This window comes from Brevibacillus brevis (assembly GCF_031583145.1).
Classification (GTDB): Bacteria; Bacillota; Bacilli; order Brevibacillales; family Brevibacillaceae; genus Brevibacillus; species Brevibacillus brevis_E.
This window is the reverse complement of record NZ_CP134050.1, coordinates 5,239,164-5,252,961: the sequence shown is the minus strand read 5'-3', so window position 1 is coordinate 5,252,961 and position 13,798 is coordinate 5,239,164. Positions and strand designations below refer to the sequence as shown.

At 55.3% G+C, this 13,798-nt stretch carries 16 protein-coding genes; 8 read left to right on the top strand and 8 right to left on the bottom strand.

All coding sequences use genetic code 11. The features are described from left to right. The first annotated feature begins 189 nt into the window (after window positions 1-189). The 3 genes from panE to RGB73_RS26030 are packed head-to-tail and all read left to right on the top strand — an operon-like array spanning window position 190 to window position 3,334. Complete coding sequence (gene panE, locus RGB73_RS26040) at window positions 190-1,119, top strand: 2-dehydropantoate 2-reductase (RefSeq protein ID WP_310766022.1); 930 nt, start codon at window positions 190-192, stop codon at window positions 1,117-1,119. Window positions 1,120-1,168: 49 nt separating this feature from the next. Next, window positions 1,169-2,104 (top strand): 4-hydroxy-3-methylbut-2-enyl diphosphate reductase, encoded by a 936-nt coding sequence (locus RGB73_RS26035; RefSeq protein WP_310766020.1) that lies wholly within the window; start codon window positions 1,169-1,171, stop codon window positions 2,102-2,104. A 9-nt stretch (window positions 2,105-2,113) separates the two neighbouring features. After that, window positions 2,114-3,334, top strand: a complete 1,221-nt coding sequence (locus tag RGB73_RS26030) for an MFS transporter (RefSeq protein WP_310766018.1) — start codon at window positions 2,114-2,116, stop codon at window positions 3,332-3,334. Here the strand turns inward: RGB73_RS26030 and RGB73_RS26025 are convergent. Beyond that, window positions 3,324-3,713: a cupredoxin domain-containing protein gene (locus tag RGB73_RS26025; RefSeq protein WP_310766016.1), complete on the bottom strand. Its 390-nt coding sequence runs from the start codon at window positions 3,711-3,713 to the stop codon at window positions 3,324-3,326. The genes RGB73_RS26030 and RGB73_RS26025 overlap by 11 nt on opposite strands. Window positions 3,714-3,964: 251 nt before the next feature. Here RGB73_RS26025 and RGB73_RS26020 point away from each other — a divergent pair, with 251 nt between their 5' ends. Both RGB73_RS26020 and RGB73_RS26015 read left to right on the top strand, forming a co-directional pair. Then, window positions 3,965-5,026, top strand: coding sequence for an LLM class flavin-dependent oxidoreductase (locus RGB73_RS26020; RefSeq protein ID WP_310766014.1), 1,062 nt, complete (start codon window positions 3,965-3,967; stop codon window positions 5,024-5,026). 49 nt (window positions 5,027-5,075) lie between these two features. Continuing rightward, a complete protein-coding gene (locus RGB73_RS26015) occupies window positions 5,076-6,035 on the top strand; it encodes an ATP-grasp domain-containing protein (protein WP_310766012.1) in 960 nt (319 codons plus the stop codon). A 68-nt stretch (window positions 6,036-6,103) separates the two neighbouring features. On the opposite strand, the gene RGB73_RS26010 is transcribed toward RGB73_RS26015, so the two are convergent. The 4 genes from RGB73_RS26010 to RGB73_RS25995 are packed head-to-tail and all read right to left on the bottom strand — an operon-like array spanning window position 6,104 to window position 9,665. Further along, window positions 6,104-6,865, bottom strand: coding sequence for an ABC transporter ATP-binding protein (locus RGB73_RS26010; RefSeq protein WP_310766010.1), 762 nt, complete (start codon window positions 6,863-6,865; stop codon window positions 6,104-6,106). Between the two features lie 4 nt (window positions 6,866-6,869). Then, entirely contained in the window at window positions 6,870-7,676 is an 807-nt protein-coding gene (locus RGB73_RS26005; protein ID WP_310766008.1) for an ABC transporter permease, read from the bottom strand. 16 nt (window positions 7,677-7,692) lie between these two features. Next, on the bottom strand, window positions 7,693-8,235 hold the full coding sequence (locus RGB73_RS26000; protein ID WP_310766006.1) for a nitrous oxide reductase accessory protein NosL: 543 nt from the start codon (window positions 8,233-8,235) through the stop codon (window positions 7,693-7,695). Then, the gene (locus tag RGB73_RS25995; RefSeq protein WP_310766004.1) at window positions 8,232-9,665 is read right to left on the bottom strand and encodes a right-handed parallel beta-helix repeat-containing protein; all 1,434 of its coding nucleotides are present in this window, start codon (window positions 9,663-9,665) and stop codon (window positions 8,232-8,234) included. Before RGB73_RS25995 ends, RGB73_RS26000 begins: the two co-directional genes overlap by 4 nt. Window positions 9,666-9,879: 214 nt before the next feature. Here RGB73_RS25995 and RGB73_RS25990 point away from each other — a divergent pair, with 214 nt between their 5' ends. Genes RGB73_RS25990 through RGB73_RS25980 form a run of 3 tightly spaced genes read left to right on the top strand, consistent with a single transcriptional unit; the run spans window position 9,880 to window position 11,447 of the window. Beyond that, window positions 9,880-10,221: a PadR family transcriptional regulator gene (locus RGB73_RS25990; protein ID WP_310766002.1), complete on the top strand. Its 342-nt coding sequence runs from the start codon at window positions 9,880-9,882 to the stop codon at window positions 10,219-10,221. Between the two features lie 7 nt (window positions 10,222-10,228). After that, window positions 10,229-10,918 (top strand): permease prefix domain 1-containing protein, encoded by a 690-nt coding sequence (locus tag RGB73_RS25985; RefSeq protein WP_310766000.1) that lies wholly within the window; start codon window positions 10,229-10,231, stop codon window positions 10,916-10,918. Beyond that, on the top strand, window positions 10,899-11,447 hold the full coding sequence (locus tag RGB73_RS25980; RefSeq protein WP_310765998.1) for a DUF4825 domain-containing protein: 549 nt from the start codon (window positions 10,899-10,901) through the stop codon (window positions 11,445-11,447). Before RGB73_RS25985 ends, RGB73_RS25980 begins: the two co-directional genes overlap by 20 nt. 14 nt (window positions 11,448-11,461) lie before the next feature. Here the strand turns inward: RGB73_RS25980 and RGB73_RS25975 are convergent, their stop codons facing one another. From RGB73_RS25975 to RGB73_RS25965, 3 genes are all read right to left on the bottom strand, one after another. Further along, window positions 11,462-12,469 carry an inorganic phosphate transporter gene (locus RGB73_RS25975; RefSeq protein WP_310765996.1) on the bottom strand — a complete coding sequence of 336 codons (1,008 nt, stop codon included), beginning with the start codon at window positions 12,467-12,469 and terminating at the stop codon, window positions 11,462-11,464. 18 nt (window positions 12,470-12,487) lie between these two features. Then, window positions 12,488-13,105: a DUF47 domain-containing protein gene (locus RGB73_RS25970; RefSeq protein WP_310765994.1), complete on the bottom strand. Its 618-nt coding sequence runs from the start codon at window positions 13,103-13,105 to the stop codon at window positions 12,488-12,490. Between the two features lie 74 nt (window positions 13,106-13,179). Further along, complete coding sequence (locus tag RGB73_RS25965; RefSeq protein ID WP_310765992.1) at window positions 13,180-13,794, bottom strand: LysE/ArgO family amino acid transporter; 615 nt, start codon at window positions 13,792-13,794, stop codon at window positions 13,180-13,182. Window positions 13,795-13,798 lie beyond the last annotated feature (4 nt).

Sequence of the window (13,798 nt, the reverse complement as noted above, 5' to 3'; positions counted from 1 at the left end):
AAGGTAAAGTTCGTTTTTTCTTGTGTTTTTCTATTTCGAATTATATCGACAGGAGGGTTTGTTCGTCAAGAGGTTTTCTGACGTTTTGTGTTAGAATTTCTAACATAATATTGCAGGGTGTTGAAAAGGGTTCCGATTTTGTAGAATATAGACAAACTGTTTGGAACATTGATATGGAGGGGAACGCGCATGAAGGTACTGGTCTTGGGAGCAGGGGGAATCGGTGGGTATTTCGGAGGAAGGCTGGCGGAAAAGGGCGTGGATGTCACGTTTCTCGTGCGTGAGCGCAGGCATGCGCAATTGACGCAGCGAGGCCTGAGGATCCAGAGCATGCACGGAGATCTGGTCATCGAGCGGCCGCAGCTGATTCGTGCGGGTGAGGAAAGCGGACCGTTCGATGTGGTCCTGTTGTCCAACAAGGCGTACCACCTGGCAGACAGCGTGCGAGACATCGAGCCGTATGTAAGCGAAGAAACCGTGGTCATTCCGCTGTTGAACGGGATCGCCCACATGGAGCTGCTGTGGGAGCGGTTCGGCAAAGAGCGAGTGCTGGGCGGTCTGTGCTTCATCGAGACGACCTTGAACGCGGATGGAGATGTAGTGCAGACCAGTCCGACGCACGAAGCGGTGTTTGGCGAGTGGGAAGGCGGGATCAGCGAGCGGGTGGAGCGGATCGCGGAGGCATTCTCCGGCATCAACGGTTCGATGCGTGCGAGCAAAAACATTCAGAAAGAGGCATGGCACAAATATTTGTTCATTACGACGCTGTCAGGGATTACGACCTTGATGAACGCGGCGGTCGGCCCGATCCGCGATTCGCACTACGGGCTGGAGCTGACCCGCCAGCTCTCCGAGGAATGCGCCCAGGTCATGCGCGCACTGGAAGCCCCGATCCGCGAAGATATCGTCGAGAAGCAGATGGAAATGTTCCAGAACCAGGGGGCTGCCATGAAGTCGTCCATGCTGCGAGACATGGAAAAGGGCCTGCCGGTCGAGGGAGACCATCTGCAAGGGTACCTGCTCCAGCACGCGGAGCAGCTGGGAGTATCCACGCCTTTGCTGAAGGTGGTTTACAATAATTTGAAGGTATACGAACAGAAGCGAAGCGCTGGCAAATAAGGTATAATAAATGGGCGAGACGTCATTAGAATAAGTAGGAGGGGTACAGATGGAAGTCATCAAGATTTCCCCCCGCGGATATTGTTACGGTGTCGTGGATGCCATGGTGCTGGCACTGCGGACAGCGCAAAATTTTGATCTTCCTCGCCCGATTCACATTTTGGGTATGATTGTGCACAATGCCCATGTCGTCGAGGCGTTTGAACAACAGGGCATCAAGACATTGGATGGGGAAGACCGGCTCGCCCTGCTGGATCAGGTGAACGAAGGGACGGTCATTTTCACCGCTCACGGAGTGTCGCCGGAGGTGCGCAAAAAAGCCCGCGACAAGGGTCTGACTGTCGTGGACGCGACATGCCCGGACGTGACCAAAACCCATGAACTGATCCGCGAGAAAGTGGCGGACGGCTACCATGTCCTATACATCGGCAAAAAGGGGCACCCCGAGCCTGAGGGGGCGATCGGGATTGCGCCGGACCATGTACACCTGGTGCAAAAGCTGGAAGACCTCGAGGCGCTGCAGGTGCCGACCGACCGGCTGATCGTGACCAACCAGACGACGATGAGCCAGTGGGATGTCAAACATCTCATGGATGCCATCGTCAAACGCTTCCCGCGAGTGGAAGTGCACAACGAGATTTGCCTGGCGACGCAGGTGCGCCAGGAAGCAGTGGCCGAGCAGGCTGGGGAAGCGGATGTGTGCATCGTCGTAGGGGATCCGCGCAGCAACAACTCCAATCGCCTGGCCCAAGTGTCCGAGGAGATCGCAAATGTGCCTTCCTATCGGATCGCGGACCTCTCGGAGCTCGACCTCGAATGGCTGAAAGGCAAAAAGCGGGCGGCTGTCACCTCGGGCGCATCCACGCCGACTCCGCTGACCAAGGAAGTCATCGCCTTCCTGGAGCAGTACGATGAAAGCAAGCCCGAAACATGGGAAAAGAAACGAACCGTCAACATGGCGAAAATATTGCCGGCGGTCAAATAGGAGAGCGAGATGTCAGGATCACTTTCCGGCAAATACCTAGGGGGCGCTGGCAGCAGGTACTGGAGCGTCAGCGCCCTCTACCTCTTTATTTACTACGGGTTTGGGGCGTTTTCTCCGCTCATCACCCAATACTACAAGTCCATTCACCTGTCCGGCACGCAAATCGGCGCGATCAGCGCGGTGGCCCCAGTCGTCGCCATCGTCGCCCAACCGATGTGGGGGCTCATTTGCGACCGGTTTCAAATCAGAAAGGCTGTTCTCCTCTTTACCCTGCTCCTATCCGGTCTGATAGGCCTTTTCTTTACGACAGTTTCTACGTATGCCTTTGTCTTTCTCCTTTACATTCTCCTTTCGTTTTTCCAAAGCGCGGTCGTTCCGATCTCCGACAGCCTGGCATTGGGCTATGCGAAAAAGAACCAGCTGCAATTTGGCGACCTTCGCCTATGGGGAGCGGTCGGATTTGCGCTCGCGGCTTTCGTCACCGGACTTTTGGTAGAGCGTTGGGGGCCGGCCACTCTTTTCTACTCGTACTGTTTGGCGTTCATCGCGGCGCTGTTGTTCCTCCTGCGCGTCCCTGAAGAAGTGACGGAATCTTCCCGCTTTACCGTCAGCATGCTCAAGGGGATGAAGCAGCTGCTCCGGATTCCGCGCTTTTTGCTGTTCCTGCTGGCGTCCTTCTGCATGTTCGGGGCGATCAATGCCAACAACATCTGGTTTTCCCTGTACTATCAGGAAATCGGGGGAACGGTTGCGGGTGTCGGTCTGGCTTTTCTCCTGTTTGCCGGAAGCGAGGCGCCGTTTATGAAGCTGGCGGGTTACTTCGTCAGGCGTTTTGGGCTGGAGACGGTGCTCCTGTCGGCTGCCGTTTTTTCCGCTCTCCGCTGGTTTTGGTACAGCTCTGCTCCCAGTACGCTTGCCGTTCTCATCCTGTTTTTCATCCAAGGGTTGTCCGTCGGCTTTTACTTGGCGACCGCAGCCCAGTTCGTACGGGAAAATACGCCGTCATCCCTTCAGGTGACTGCGCTTGCCGTCTTTTTCTCGGTGGGGAGCGGGCTCGGCACGATGCTTTGCAACCTCTTGGCCGGCTGGATCAAAGACGAGTTTTCCACGTTGGCGATCTATTTGTTTTTCGGCATGGTGACCGCTGTGGGGATCATCCCCCTGTGCCTGATCCGCTTCGGGCGGTGGAAGCAAGCCAAGCACGCGGAGGAATGGGACGTTACTCGATGATCAGCACTCCTTGATACCCGGTCTCCGGATAGCCGGGAGAATCGGACACAAAGGCATACTGCCCTTTCTTCACGGCGGCAAATTGCAGCGTGGTCGACTGCGTCGGCTTGAGCTCGGTTGAAGAGACGTTCAACTCGCGAATAGCGAGGTTGTGCGGGCGAGTGTCCGTGTTCACGACCATCAACGAGATGTGCTCCCCTTCGTGGACGGATATGCGGTTAGGCAAAAAACCGGCACTGGAAATGGTGACGGTCTGGGTACGTTGCGTAGCGGCGTAAGACGTATGTAGTCGATATTGATGATGCGTTCCGAGTAGCGCTAACGTCACAGCCAATGCGATGAATGGATAACGAAGCTGCGAAAGACGTTGACGAGTCATTACACATCAGCTCCTTTGCGGGTGAAATCTTGGTGATTTTACCTATTATCCTGTCCTCGCATGGTTTTGGATAAACAAGAAAATCATCCCGCCCACGAGGCTCTGATGCTGAGAATGAACAGCGTCAGAGCCTTTCTGCTGTTCTCCAAAATCAGAATATTGAAGTATTCCGGTTTTTGTAGTAGGATTACTTTACTTTCTTTCAACCCATTCACGTCGTTTCAGTCCCGAAGGCAAAGGAGAAGAGAGCGATGAAATACGGCTTTTGGTTACCGATTTTTGGCGGTTGGCTCCGAAATGTTGAAGACGAACACATGCCCCCGACGTTTGAATACGCCAAGACGGTGATTCAAGCGGCCGAGCGCTGGGGCTACGATACCACGCTCATCGCGGAGCTGTACTTGAACGATATAAAAGGTCCGGAGTCGGATTCGCTCGAAGCGTGGTCGACAGCCGCCGCTTTGGCAGCGGTTACAGAAAAAATCGAGATCATGACAGCGGTTCGCCCGGGCTTTCACAATCCAGCTGTTACGGCAAAAATGGCGGCGAACATCGATCATATCAGCAACGGCCGCTTTACCTTGAATGTGGTGTCGGCGTGGTGGGAGGAAGAGGCCCGTCAGTACGGGGGAATTTTCACCGAACACGACGAACGGTACGAGCGCACGCTGGAATTTTTGGACGTGCTGAAAGGTCTCTGGACCGAAGAGACGTTCAGCTACCATGGTAAATTTTATGACATTCGCGAAGCCAGGCTGGCGCCAAAGCCTGTCCAACGTCCGAATCCCATCCTGTACGCAGGCGGAGAAAGCGAGCGCGGAAAAGAAGTCATATCCTCCGCATGCGACGCCTATGTGATGCACGGCGGCACGCCGGAAGAGGTCGAGCGGAAAATCCGGGACATGAGGGAACGCCGGAAGCAGGCGGGGAAAGCGCCGTTCTTTTCGTTTGGGATGGCCGCCTACGTCATTTGCCGCCCGACGGAGGAGGAGGCGCAGGCCGAACTGGCCCGCATCACGGATGTGAAGGAGTCGAGCGGCTACGCAGGCTACCAGGACTTCGTCAACAAGTCGCAGCTCGAACAGCACATTCAATTGCGGGACTATTCCGTATCCAACCGAGGGCTGCGCCCCGATCTGATCGGGACACCGGAGCAAATTGCCGAGCGCATCCTGGCCTTCGAAAAGGCGGGCGTCGATCTCTTGCTGCTGCAATTCTCTCCGCAGCTGGAGGAAATGGAGCGTTTTGCCAAGGATGTCATGCCTTTGGCAGAACGCCTCCGGGCTGAATCACCGACTACCCTGTTGTCCTAGTCCACCCCGTCTGGGGGCAGAAAAACGGAAAAATGAGGAGAATCCTACGATGAAAAAGATCTACGTCATCCATGAAAACAGCGAATGGACCGTTCATTTGACCAAGCGATTGCGAGAGCTGGGACTGCCTTACGAGGAGTGGCACCTGGACGAAGGCACTGTCGATTTGACACAAGAGCCTCCTGTCGGCGTCTATTACAGCCGCATGAGCGCTTCTTCCCACACTCGCGGCCACCGCTATGCTCCGGAGTTGACGGGAGCCGTGCTGGACTGGCTGGAGAGCTACGGCCGCAAAGTGTTTAACGGAACGAGCGCCCTGCGTCTGGAGGTGAGCAAGGTCGCTCAGTATTTGGCCTTGGCCGGACACGGCATCCGTACGCCCCGGACCATCGCGGCAGTAGGCAAGGAGCAGATTTTGAAAGCGGCTCGTTCCTTCGAGGGGCAATCGTTCATCACCAAGCACAACCGGGCAGGGAAGGGGCTTGGGGTGCAACTGTTTCACTCGCTGGAAGGTCTGGAGTCGTACGTGAACGGACCGGCATTCGACGAGCCGGTGGATGGCATCACGCTGATCCAGGAGTACATCCAGGCTCCGCAGCCGTTTATCACCCGCTGCGAGTTCGTCGGCGGGAAGTTCCTTTATGCCGTGCAGGTGGACACGTCCGAAGGCTTTGAGCTGTGTCCGGCCGACGCTTGCCAGATCGGGGACTTGTTTTGCCCGGTAGGAGAGGAAGTGCCGGCGAAGCCGAAGTTTCAGATCGTGGATGGCTTCCACGATCCGATCATCGACAAGTATGAACGATTTCTGGCGGCAAACGGCATCCAGATAGCCGGCATCGAATTCATCCGCAATCGCGACGGAGAAATTTTCACGTACGACATCAACACGAATACCAACTACAACTCGGACGCGGAAGCTGCTGCTGGCACCTACGGCATGCTGGAAGTGGCCAAGTTCCTCGGACGCGAGCTGGCGAACGTCGAGAAAGGCGTCAAGGTAGAGGCGTAGCAGAAGATTTGCAGGAAATCAGGAGAAGCCTTCCGGAAAAAAGGGGCTTCTCCATTTTTTCTTCGGGATCATCTTCGCCGCTGGGAAGACTCGGAGGGGCCGCCGCTCCGGAGGGAAGGGGCAAACAGCTCGGAGAAGGCAGCGTACAATCCATTCGCCCCGTATTCCCTCCGGTATTCCTGGATCGGGCTGTCCCGAGCGACGTGCCCGTCCATCAGGAAGATCGCCCGGTCGGCGACCGCGTCAGCCACTTGCAGCTGATGCGTCGAAAACAGGACGGATTGGCCAGCCTGCTTCAGCTCCCGGACGAGGTCGACAAAGGCATCCATCCAATAGGGATCAAGCCCGTTCGTCGGTTCGTCCAGAACGACGAGAGACGGTTTGGCCAAAATGGCTTGGGCGAACAGCAAGCGCTGCTGCATTCCTTTGGAAAACTGGGTGACCCGCTTGTTTTTGGCCTCTTCCAAACCGACAGCGCGCAGAGCCGTATCGGCTGCTTCCGACGATTTCCCGCGCAGAGCGGCGTAGAAGCGAATGGTTTCGCGTGCAGTCAGGGCGGAAGCAAAGTTGAAGTGATCGGGCATGTACCCGATTTGCTGCAGATATTCCACCCGGTGCTCGGCATAGGTCTTGCTGTGCAACGAAATCGTTCCGGAGGTAGGAGACAGGATCCCGACAATCATGCGCAAGATCGTGCTTTTCCCCGCTCCGTTTCCGCCGCATAGGGCTACCACCTCACCAGGCTCGATATGCAGATCAAATGGCTGGACAACCACCTTATCCGCTATCTTTTTCGTGACTTGCCAAATGACCAATCCCTTCGTTGCCATGGACCTACCTTCTTTCCCACGCTATTTTGGCAATGTACATGGTGACTGCGATCCAACACAGACTGAGGGCGACGAATAGGACATCGCCCAAGGGTGAATCGATCCAGTACATCCATTTGTAGTATTCGGGGCCAAAGATCGAGCCGCCGCCCAAGCGCGCCACAGAAAAAATGCGTACAAATTCAGCAGGATTGAAAAATGTCGCGAGCTGCAGCAACGGCTTGATCCACGTGTACGGCACAAAGCTCAGCGCGGAAATAAGCAGAGTCGGCCACGCCAGGATCAGGAAAAACCAGACGGCAACCCCCATGGTGAGCGCCTGCCAGCGGTTTTTGCTGAGCGCACCGATCATCATTGCCATTCCCAAAAACAACAGGATGATCGACACCGAAAACACAAGCAGAAACAGGAGAGCCGCGAGCGAAAAGCTTTTGCCCAGAAGGACGCCGGCGACCCCGGAGAGGCCGTAGCCAAAGCAGACGATCGTGATCAGAACGATGGCCTGACCTGCGTACTTCCCGAACAGAAAGGAGGTTGACGTCATCGCATAGGTGGATAAAAGCTGCCAGTTCCCTTCCTCCTTTTCAGCTGTCAAGGAGAAGGCGGAGAGGAGCATTGTCATGAGGGGCAGCAAGTACAGGATCAGATTCAGCATGGTGCCCGTCGAATACGTGTAGCCATCCAGAAAGCTCTGTGACTGGATCACCAGGAGGCCCAAGCTGAACAAGGTGAACAGAGCCAAAAACGAATACGACCACGGATTGCGGAAACCGAAGGTCACTTCCCGCTTGGCGATGAGGTGAATGTGCATGGCGTTCTACCCCCGGTCAATGCTGGGACATGGGCTGCATCGTTTCACCCGATGGCTTGCCGTCCATGCTCCCATTCATCTTCATGTGTTCACTGATCGTCCGCTCCCAGGTATGGCTGCTCAGCCCGTCCGCGTTCATCACGACGCCGGCTTTCTGTTCCTGTACAAACGCCTCGGCGGCGGCTTTGTCCCGGAAGGAGTAGATGCCGTACCCCATGGGTGTTTGGAAGGTCTTGTCGTAAGCGAAGGCCGCCCGATCTGCTTTCAGCCATTCTGCCGAGTAGTAGTCGCGGACAAACTGCACATCTACCTGCTCGGTTCCATGCTCTTTGACCCACGTGTGCATACATCCGATATCATCAAATTTCAAGACTTTACCGTCCTGAAGAATGAGCTCTGTCGCATGCTGGTCATTGGCGACATGCATGTGGCAGACATCGCATTTGTCCACGCCTTCCGCGATCTCGACGGGCTGCGCCTCTTGCTTGCCGCAGCCGATGATCAGCATGCTCATCCCCACGATTGCTCCCATGATGGTTACCCACGTACGTTTCTTCATTGTCGTTTTCCTCCTGTATACATGATTGATACGCTGCCTGCGAGCAGCAAGAGCCCGAGGATCCCGGTTGCCCAGAGGGGACGGGAAGCCTGTTCATCCCCATCCGTGGTGATCGCTACGGATGGGCTTTCGTCGCGGATAGAGGTGTCCGTCCCGGAAGAGAACAGGCTCTCCAAAAAGACGAAGCCTGGTGCCTGGAAAAAGAGCTGGTAAGGCGATACGGCATCCGTCAATGCCAGGTAAAAAGGATTCATTTCATACGGGAGGTCGCTATGCCCGTCCCCATCGGTGTCGAGTGTCTGCAGGTTGTCCCAGTAGTTGCCGAAGAAGCGGTCCGAGTCGCTGTCCTGCGCTTGCGCCTGAATGACGTTGGAGACGAGCTGGTTGGCCGCAAACATATTCGCGGACGAAGCCTTTACCTGCATCCCGATGAAGTTTAACAACAGCCGATTTTCCCGGATGTCTACGCCAGTCGAGTTTTCCAGGTACAATCCGACCCGATTGCCTTCGATGTGATTGCCGCTAAGCTTCGAATCCGTCACGTCGTACAAGAGGATCCCTTGCGAATTGGGATTGTTCTTTTGTTTGAGGAACCGATTGTTTTGAACCGTCGCTTGGGTGGTTTCCATCAGCATTGCTCCGGTTACGTTTTCGGTCCCGGTATTGTCCGCCAGAAGTGTCCGGGCTGTCCCCATGAAGTGGTAGCCGTAGCGTGATTTCTCGACTGTATTTCGGAGGATCTGATTGCCGGTGCTTCTCTCCAGATAGATGCCGTCAAAAACGTTGGTGATCTGGTTGCCGATGAGGCGGTTTTGATGCGATTGAAACAGATCGATCCCGTTCCCTTTGCGTGCCGGGACATTGCCTGCGGGGTCCCCGTTCCCGGCGGAAGAGGCTCCGTGGCTGGCATGATCGTGCAAAGCAGCGCCGGCGACGCTCCGATCCTTGACCTTTCCCGTGATGCGGATGTCGTGCAGAGTGTTATTCGTAGCTTCTCGCAGCTGAATGCCTGTTCCCATCGTCTCGATGCGGATTTGCTCGAGCACATTGTCGTTTCCTTTCAAAACGAGTGAAGCGTCTTTGGGGTTGATGCGTTTGTCCGTGATCGTGATGCCTTGCAGGGTCACATGGTCGCTGTCGATGGTGACAACCGGCTCGCGTGCTGGATCAGGGGATGGATGGGAGATCGTGACAGAGCCTTGAGCGACCACAGTAAGCGGCTTGGTGATGCGAATGGGGCCCGAGTATGTACCCTCCGGTAAGGAAAGGGTTTCGCCCGGCAGTGCCCGGTCTATCCGCTGCTGCAAGGATTCCTGGCTGTTCTGTTCGGCTGCTCTCGCGTGAGCAGGGCCAAAATGGCTGAGGAAGAGAAAAGCGGCGATCAGCAAGGCCAAGCAGCAAGCAGACTGTTTCTTCCTTCCAGGTGGCAAAGTGATTCCCCCTTTGATTGGACGCTGTGGCAGAGCTATCACTAGCATATCAGCATGAAATGTTTTCCAAATGACTCAACCGGGCTATAAAAGATGGCAAAAAACAAAACGATTGGAAGAACATAGAGCGAAGTGGCTCGCAGGTGAGATTTTGTTGCAGAGTACATTGTCACACATAGTAATATGTGATAAGTTGTGTGTAGAGGTGAAAGAGATGGGGGAAAGCAGCATCAGCAGCGATATCATCCGTGGGCATCTCGATGCGATTATCCTGCGCGTCTTGTCCGAGGGTGACAATTACGGCTATGAAATTATCAAAGCCATCGCGAAGAACAGCGGCGGACAGTACGAGCTGAAGGAGCCTTCGCTGTACACCAGTTTGAAAAGGCTCGAGGGGCAAAAGTTGATTGCCTCGTACTGGGGAGATGAGACGCAGGGCGGGCGGAGAAAGTATTACCGGCTGACCCCCGAGGGTGCGGAAGCGTACGAAAGGGCCCTCGCCGCCTGGAAAGTGGCGAAGGAATTGATCGACCAACTGATAGAAAGGAAGGGCTGAAACGAACATGGATCCTTTGCGCCATCATGTGGAACAGCTGTTTCGTCCTTATCGAGGGAGCAGTCAGGCACAGGAATTAAGGGAAGAAGTACTGAGCAATTTGGAGGCGCGGGTCGCGGACTTGACGGCGGGCGGCATGGCCTACGACCAAGCGGTACGCGTGGCAAAGTCTAACCTCCCATCCATCGACATCCTCCTGGGTGGAAAGCGGCGCATCCGTGCAAACGGCTTTTGGCTGGAATGGGTGCAGCGAGTGCTGCTCTATCTGCTGGTAGCGTGGATCGTTTCGATGCCTTTGCAGATCGTGGGAGCAGGAGAGGTGCAAAGCCTCGCGCTTTTCTCGCTGAGCCTGCTGGCCGGTCTTATCTATGCAGCGCTGCTGAAAAAGAAGAAGACGGCTCCCGAGGGCGTAATGAAGATGGATTTGCGAGCAGCTATCGTGTATCGAAACACAGTCTGGACGCTCTGGACGATCTATATGATCGTGTCCACCCTGTATACGACAGCGCTGCAGTTTGGCAGCAGCATCTGGTTTGGTCGGCCTGTCACCATTTCGGGTCCGTACCAGTTTGCCATGATCGCGATCCCTTACTTGCTGCCTGTGGTCTCCATCGTACTTCCTCTCGCTTTTCACCTCATGCCCAAGCTCATCATGAAATACGAAGTGGGGGAAGCGGATGAACGCGACGAGACATAAAGCGATCCTGATTCTTGCTCTGGCGGGAGTGCTTCTGTTTGTCCTCATTCGAGGAGTTGTCATTCCTTACAAGATCGAGAGGGCACAGAGATACGAGCAGGAGCAGCAAAACCCATTGACACACCATTTGAGCTCGATTCTGCCGTACAAAAACAAGTACCTGGGAAACGCGAGCAATCTGATCAATCTGTACGGGCGTCTGCCCCTGAACGGCTGGGAGCGGGAGTTTCAGCTTTATCCCGAGCAGCTGAAGCTCCAAATTCAGTACAGGAGCTCCGTAGACGATCCGAGAAGAAGCGAGGTAGAGCAAGCGCTGCTCTACAATTCCATCGCAGCCTTTGCCTTGATCGACAACCTTCAGGCTATCGAGTATCGCTTTCCCACGGAATCCTATCTCATGACACGGACGGAGATTCAGGAGCTGTTCGGAGACGATCTGGCTGGACTGCTGACGCAGGAAAATTGGAAATCGCGCGTCCAGGACCGTCTTCCGGACGCAGCAAAAACGAGCCCTCGCTTCAAGCAGTGAGGGCTCGTTCTTCGTTAAAAAATCAGATGGAGGAGGTAGTAGATCAAAGCGGCGATCACCGCTGAAATGGGAAGGGTGATAAACCAGGTGATGATGATGCGCTTGGCGACGCCCCAGTTGACTCCCTTGATCCGTTTCGCCGATCCGACTCCCATGATGGCCGAAGAGATGACGTGTGTGGAGCTGACGGGCAAGCCGAGTTGTGTAAACGTGAAAATAATGGAGGAAGAGGTCAGGTCGGCTGTCGCCCCGTTGATCGGCTCGATTTTGGTGATCTTCCCGCCGACCGTCTTGATAATTTTCCATCCCCCTACGGAAGTTCCCAGTCCCATGGCCATGGCGCAGCTGAGCTGCACCCAAAACGGGATGGTATTCGCATCCTGCAGGATGTCAGCCGCGACCAGGGCGAAGACGATGATCCCCATCGCTTTTTGGGCGTCGTTGGTTCCGTGGGTAAACGACTGGAGCGCGGCGGTCAGGATTTGAAAGTAGCGAAAGCGGCGATTCACCTTGGAGGGAGGAGTGGCTACTTTGCGGAAGAGCAGGTAAAACAGGTGCATCAAAACGTAGCCTCCCACGAGGGCGATGATGGGGGAAAGAATCAATGCCTCAAAGATTTCCACAAAGCCGCCCCAATTGATCTGCTGGCTGCCCGAGGACACGAGCACGGCTCCGACCACGGATCCGATGAGAGCGTGGGATGAACTGCTCGGAATCCCGTACCACCAGGTAATGAGATTCCACAGGATCGCCGCCAGCAAAGCGGAGATGACGATGAGCACGCCGTATTCCAGCTTGGCCGGATCCGCGATTTTTCCCCCGATCGTTTTGGCTACGCCGGTAAACGTGAGGGCTCCCACGAAGTTCATGACCGCCGCCATGATGATCGCGATCCGCGGCGGCAAGGCTTTGGTCGAAACGGTCGTCGCGATCGCATTGGCCGTATCGTGAAAGCCGTTGATAAAATCAAAGAAAACGGCTAACGCGACGACGGCGATGATGAATGGAAGGCTCGTATACATGGGCAAAATCTCCTTGGGTTATGTGTTGCTCATGATGACTGTCTCCATCGCGTCAGCGACGTCCTCGCAGTGGTTCATGACACCCTCCAGCACATCGTAAATTTCCTTGAACTGCATGATGTGGATCGGATCGGAGGAGGAGTGGAAAAGCCGGTGTATGCTGCGGCGCACCAAATCGTCGCCTGCGCTCTCCAGATCGTTGATGCGGATGATGTACTCCCTCATGGCGGTCAGCTTTTGCTGCCTGAGCAGCTCGAAGGCGAGCAAAATTTGCTGGGACGAATCCTCGATGATCTGCCCAAAACGCACCATCGTTTCGTCCGGCTCCATGATGTCGTACATGTATAGCCGGGCAGCGCACGCCTCCAGACCGTCCAGTACGTCGTCCATTTTGACGGCCAGCTCCATGACGTCTTCCCGTTCGATGGCGGTGATGAACGTCTTGTTGATGCGGATAATGATATCGTGGATCAGCTTGTCGCCTTTGGATTCGTATTCCTTCATGGTTTCCGCAAACTTTTTCAAGGTCTCCATGGAGGAAATTTTATATTGATTGAAGTAGCTCGCTGACGCGTGCACGTTTTGTGCGATCACGTACAGGTCTTCCAGCAAGGCGTCTGATTTTGTGAAAAGCATGGCAAACCTCCGCTTGTAAATCCGACTAGAAGTATTTTGTTTGGAGGAGGCGAGGATTATTCACCAAGCATGGTTCAGGCAGTGAACATCAGCTTTGCCATGTACACGGCGACCAGCCACATGATGACAGCGGAAGCCATGTTCAGGCCGCGCAGCAGCTTTCCTGACGGATCGAGTCGGCCTGCCAAGCGGCCCGCCATGCAAAGCCCGAAAAACCAGATGCAGGACACCACGATGCAGGCGAGGGTAAATCCCCATTTTTCCGCGCCGCTGTAACTCAGCGAGCTGGTTCCGATGACCCCGATGGTGTCCAGGATGGCATGGGGATTGAGCAGGGAGACAGAAGCGGCAAACATCACCTGCCGCTTGGCGGAAAAGCGTTCTGCCTCGCTGGTGTCAGAGGCGGGGCGGCTGCGCCAGGTCAAATACCCCATGTACAGCAGAAAGCAGACGCCGACCGCGTACAGGACGGTTTTCAGCCAAGCGACTGTCAGTACGACGAGAGATACGCCCAACACGGCAAGCAAAATCAGTATCGCGTCGCAAAGAGCGGCAGTCACGACGACGGGAAAGGCCCGCCAGAGCGTGGGCTGGACGGCCCCCTGATTAAAGACAAAGACATTTTGCGCCCCGAGCGGCAAAATGAGTCCGAATGAAAGAATAAATCCATGCAGCATGGCTTCCAACACGGGT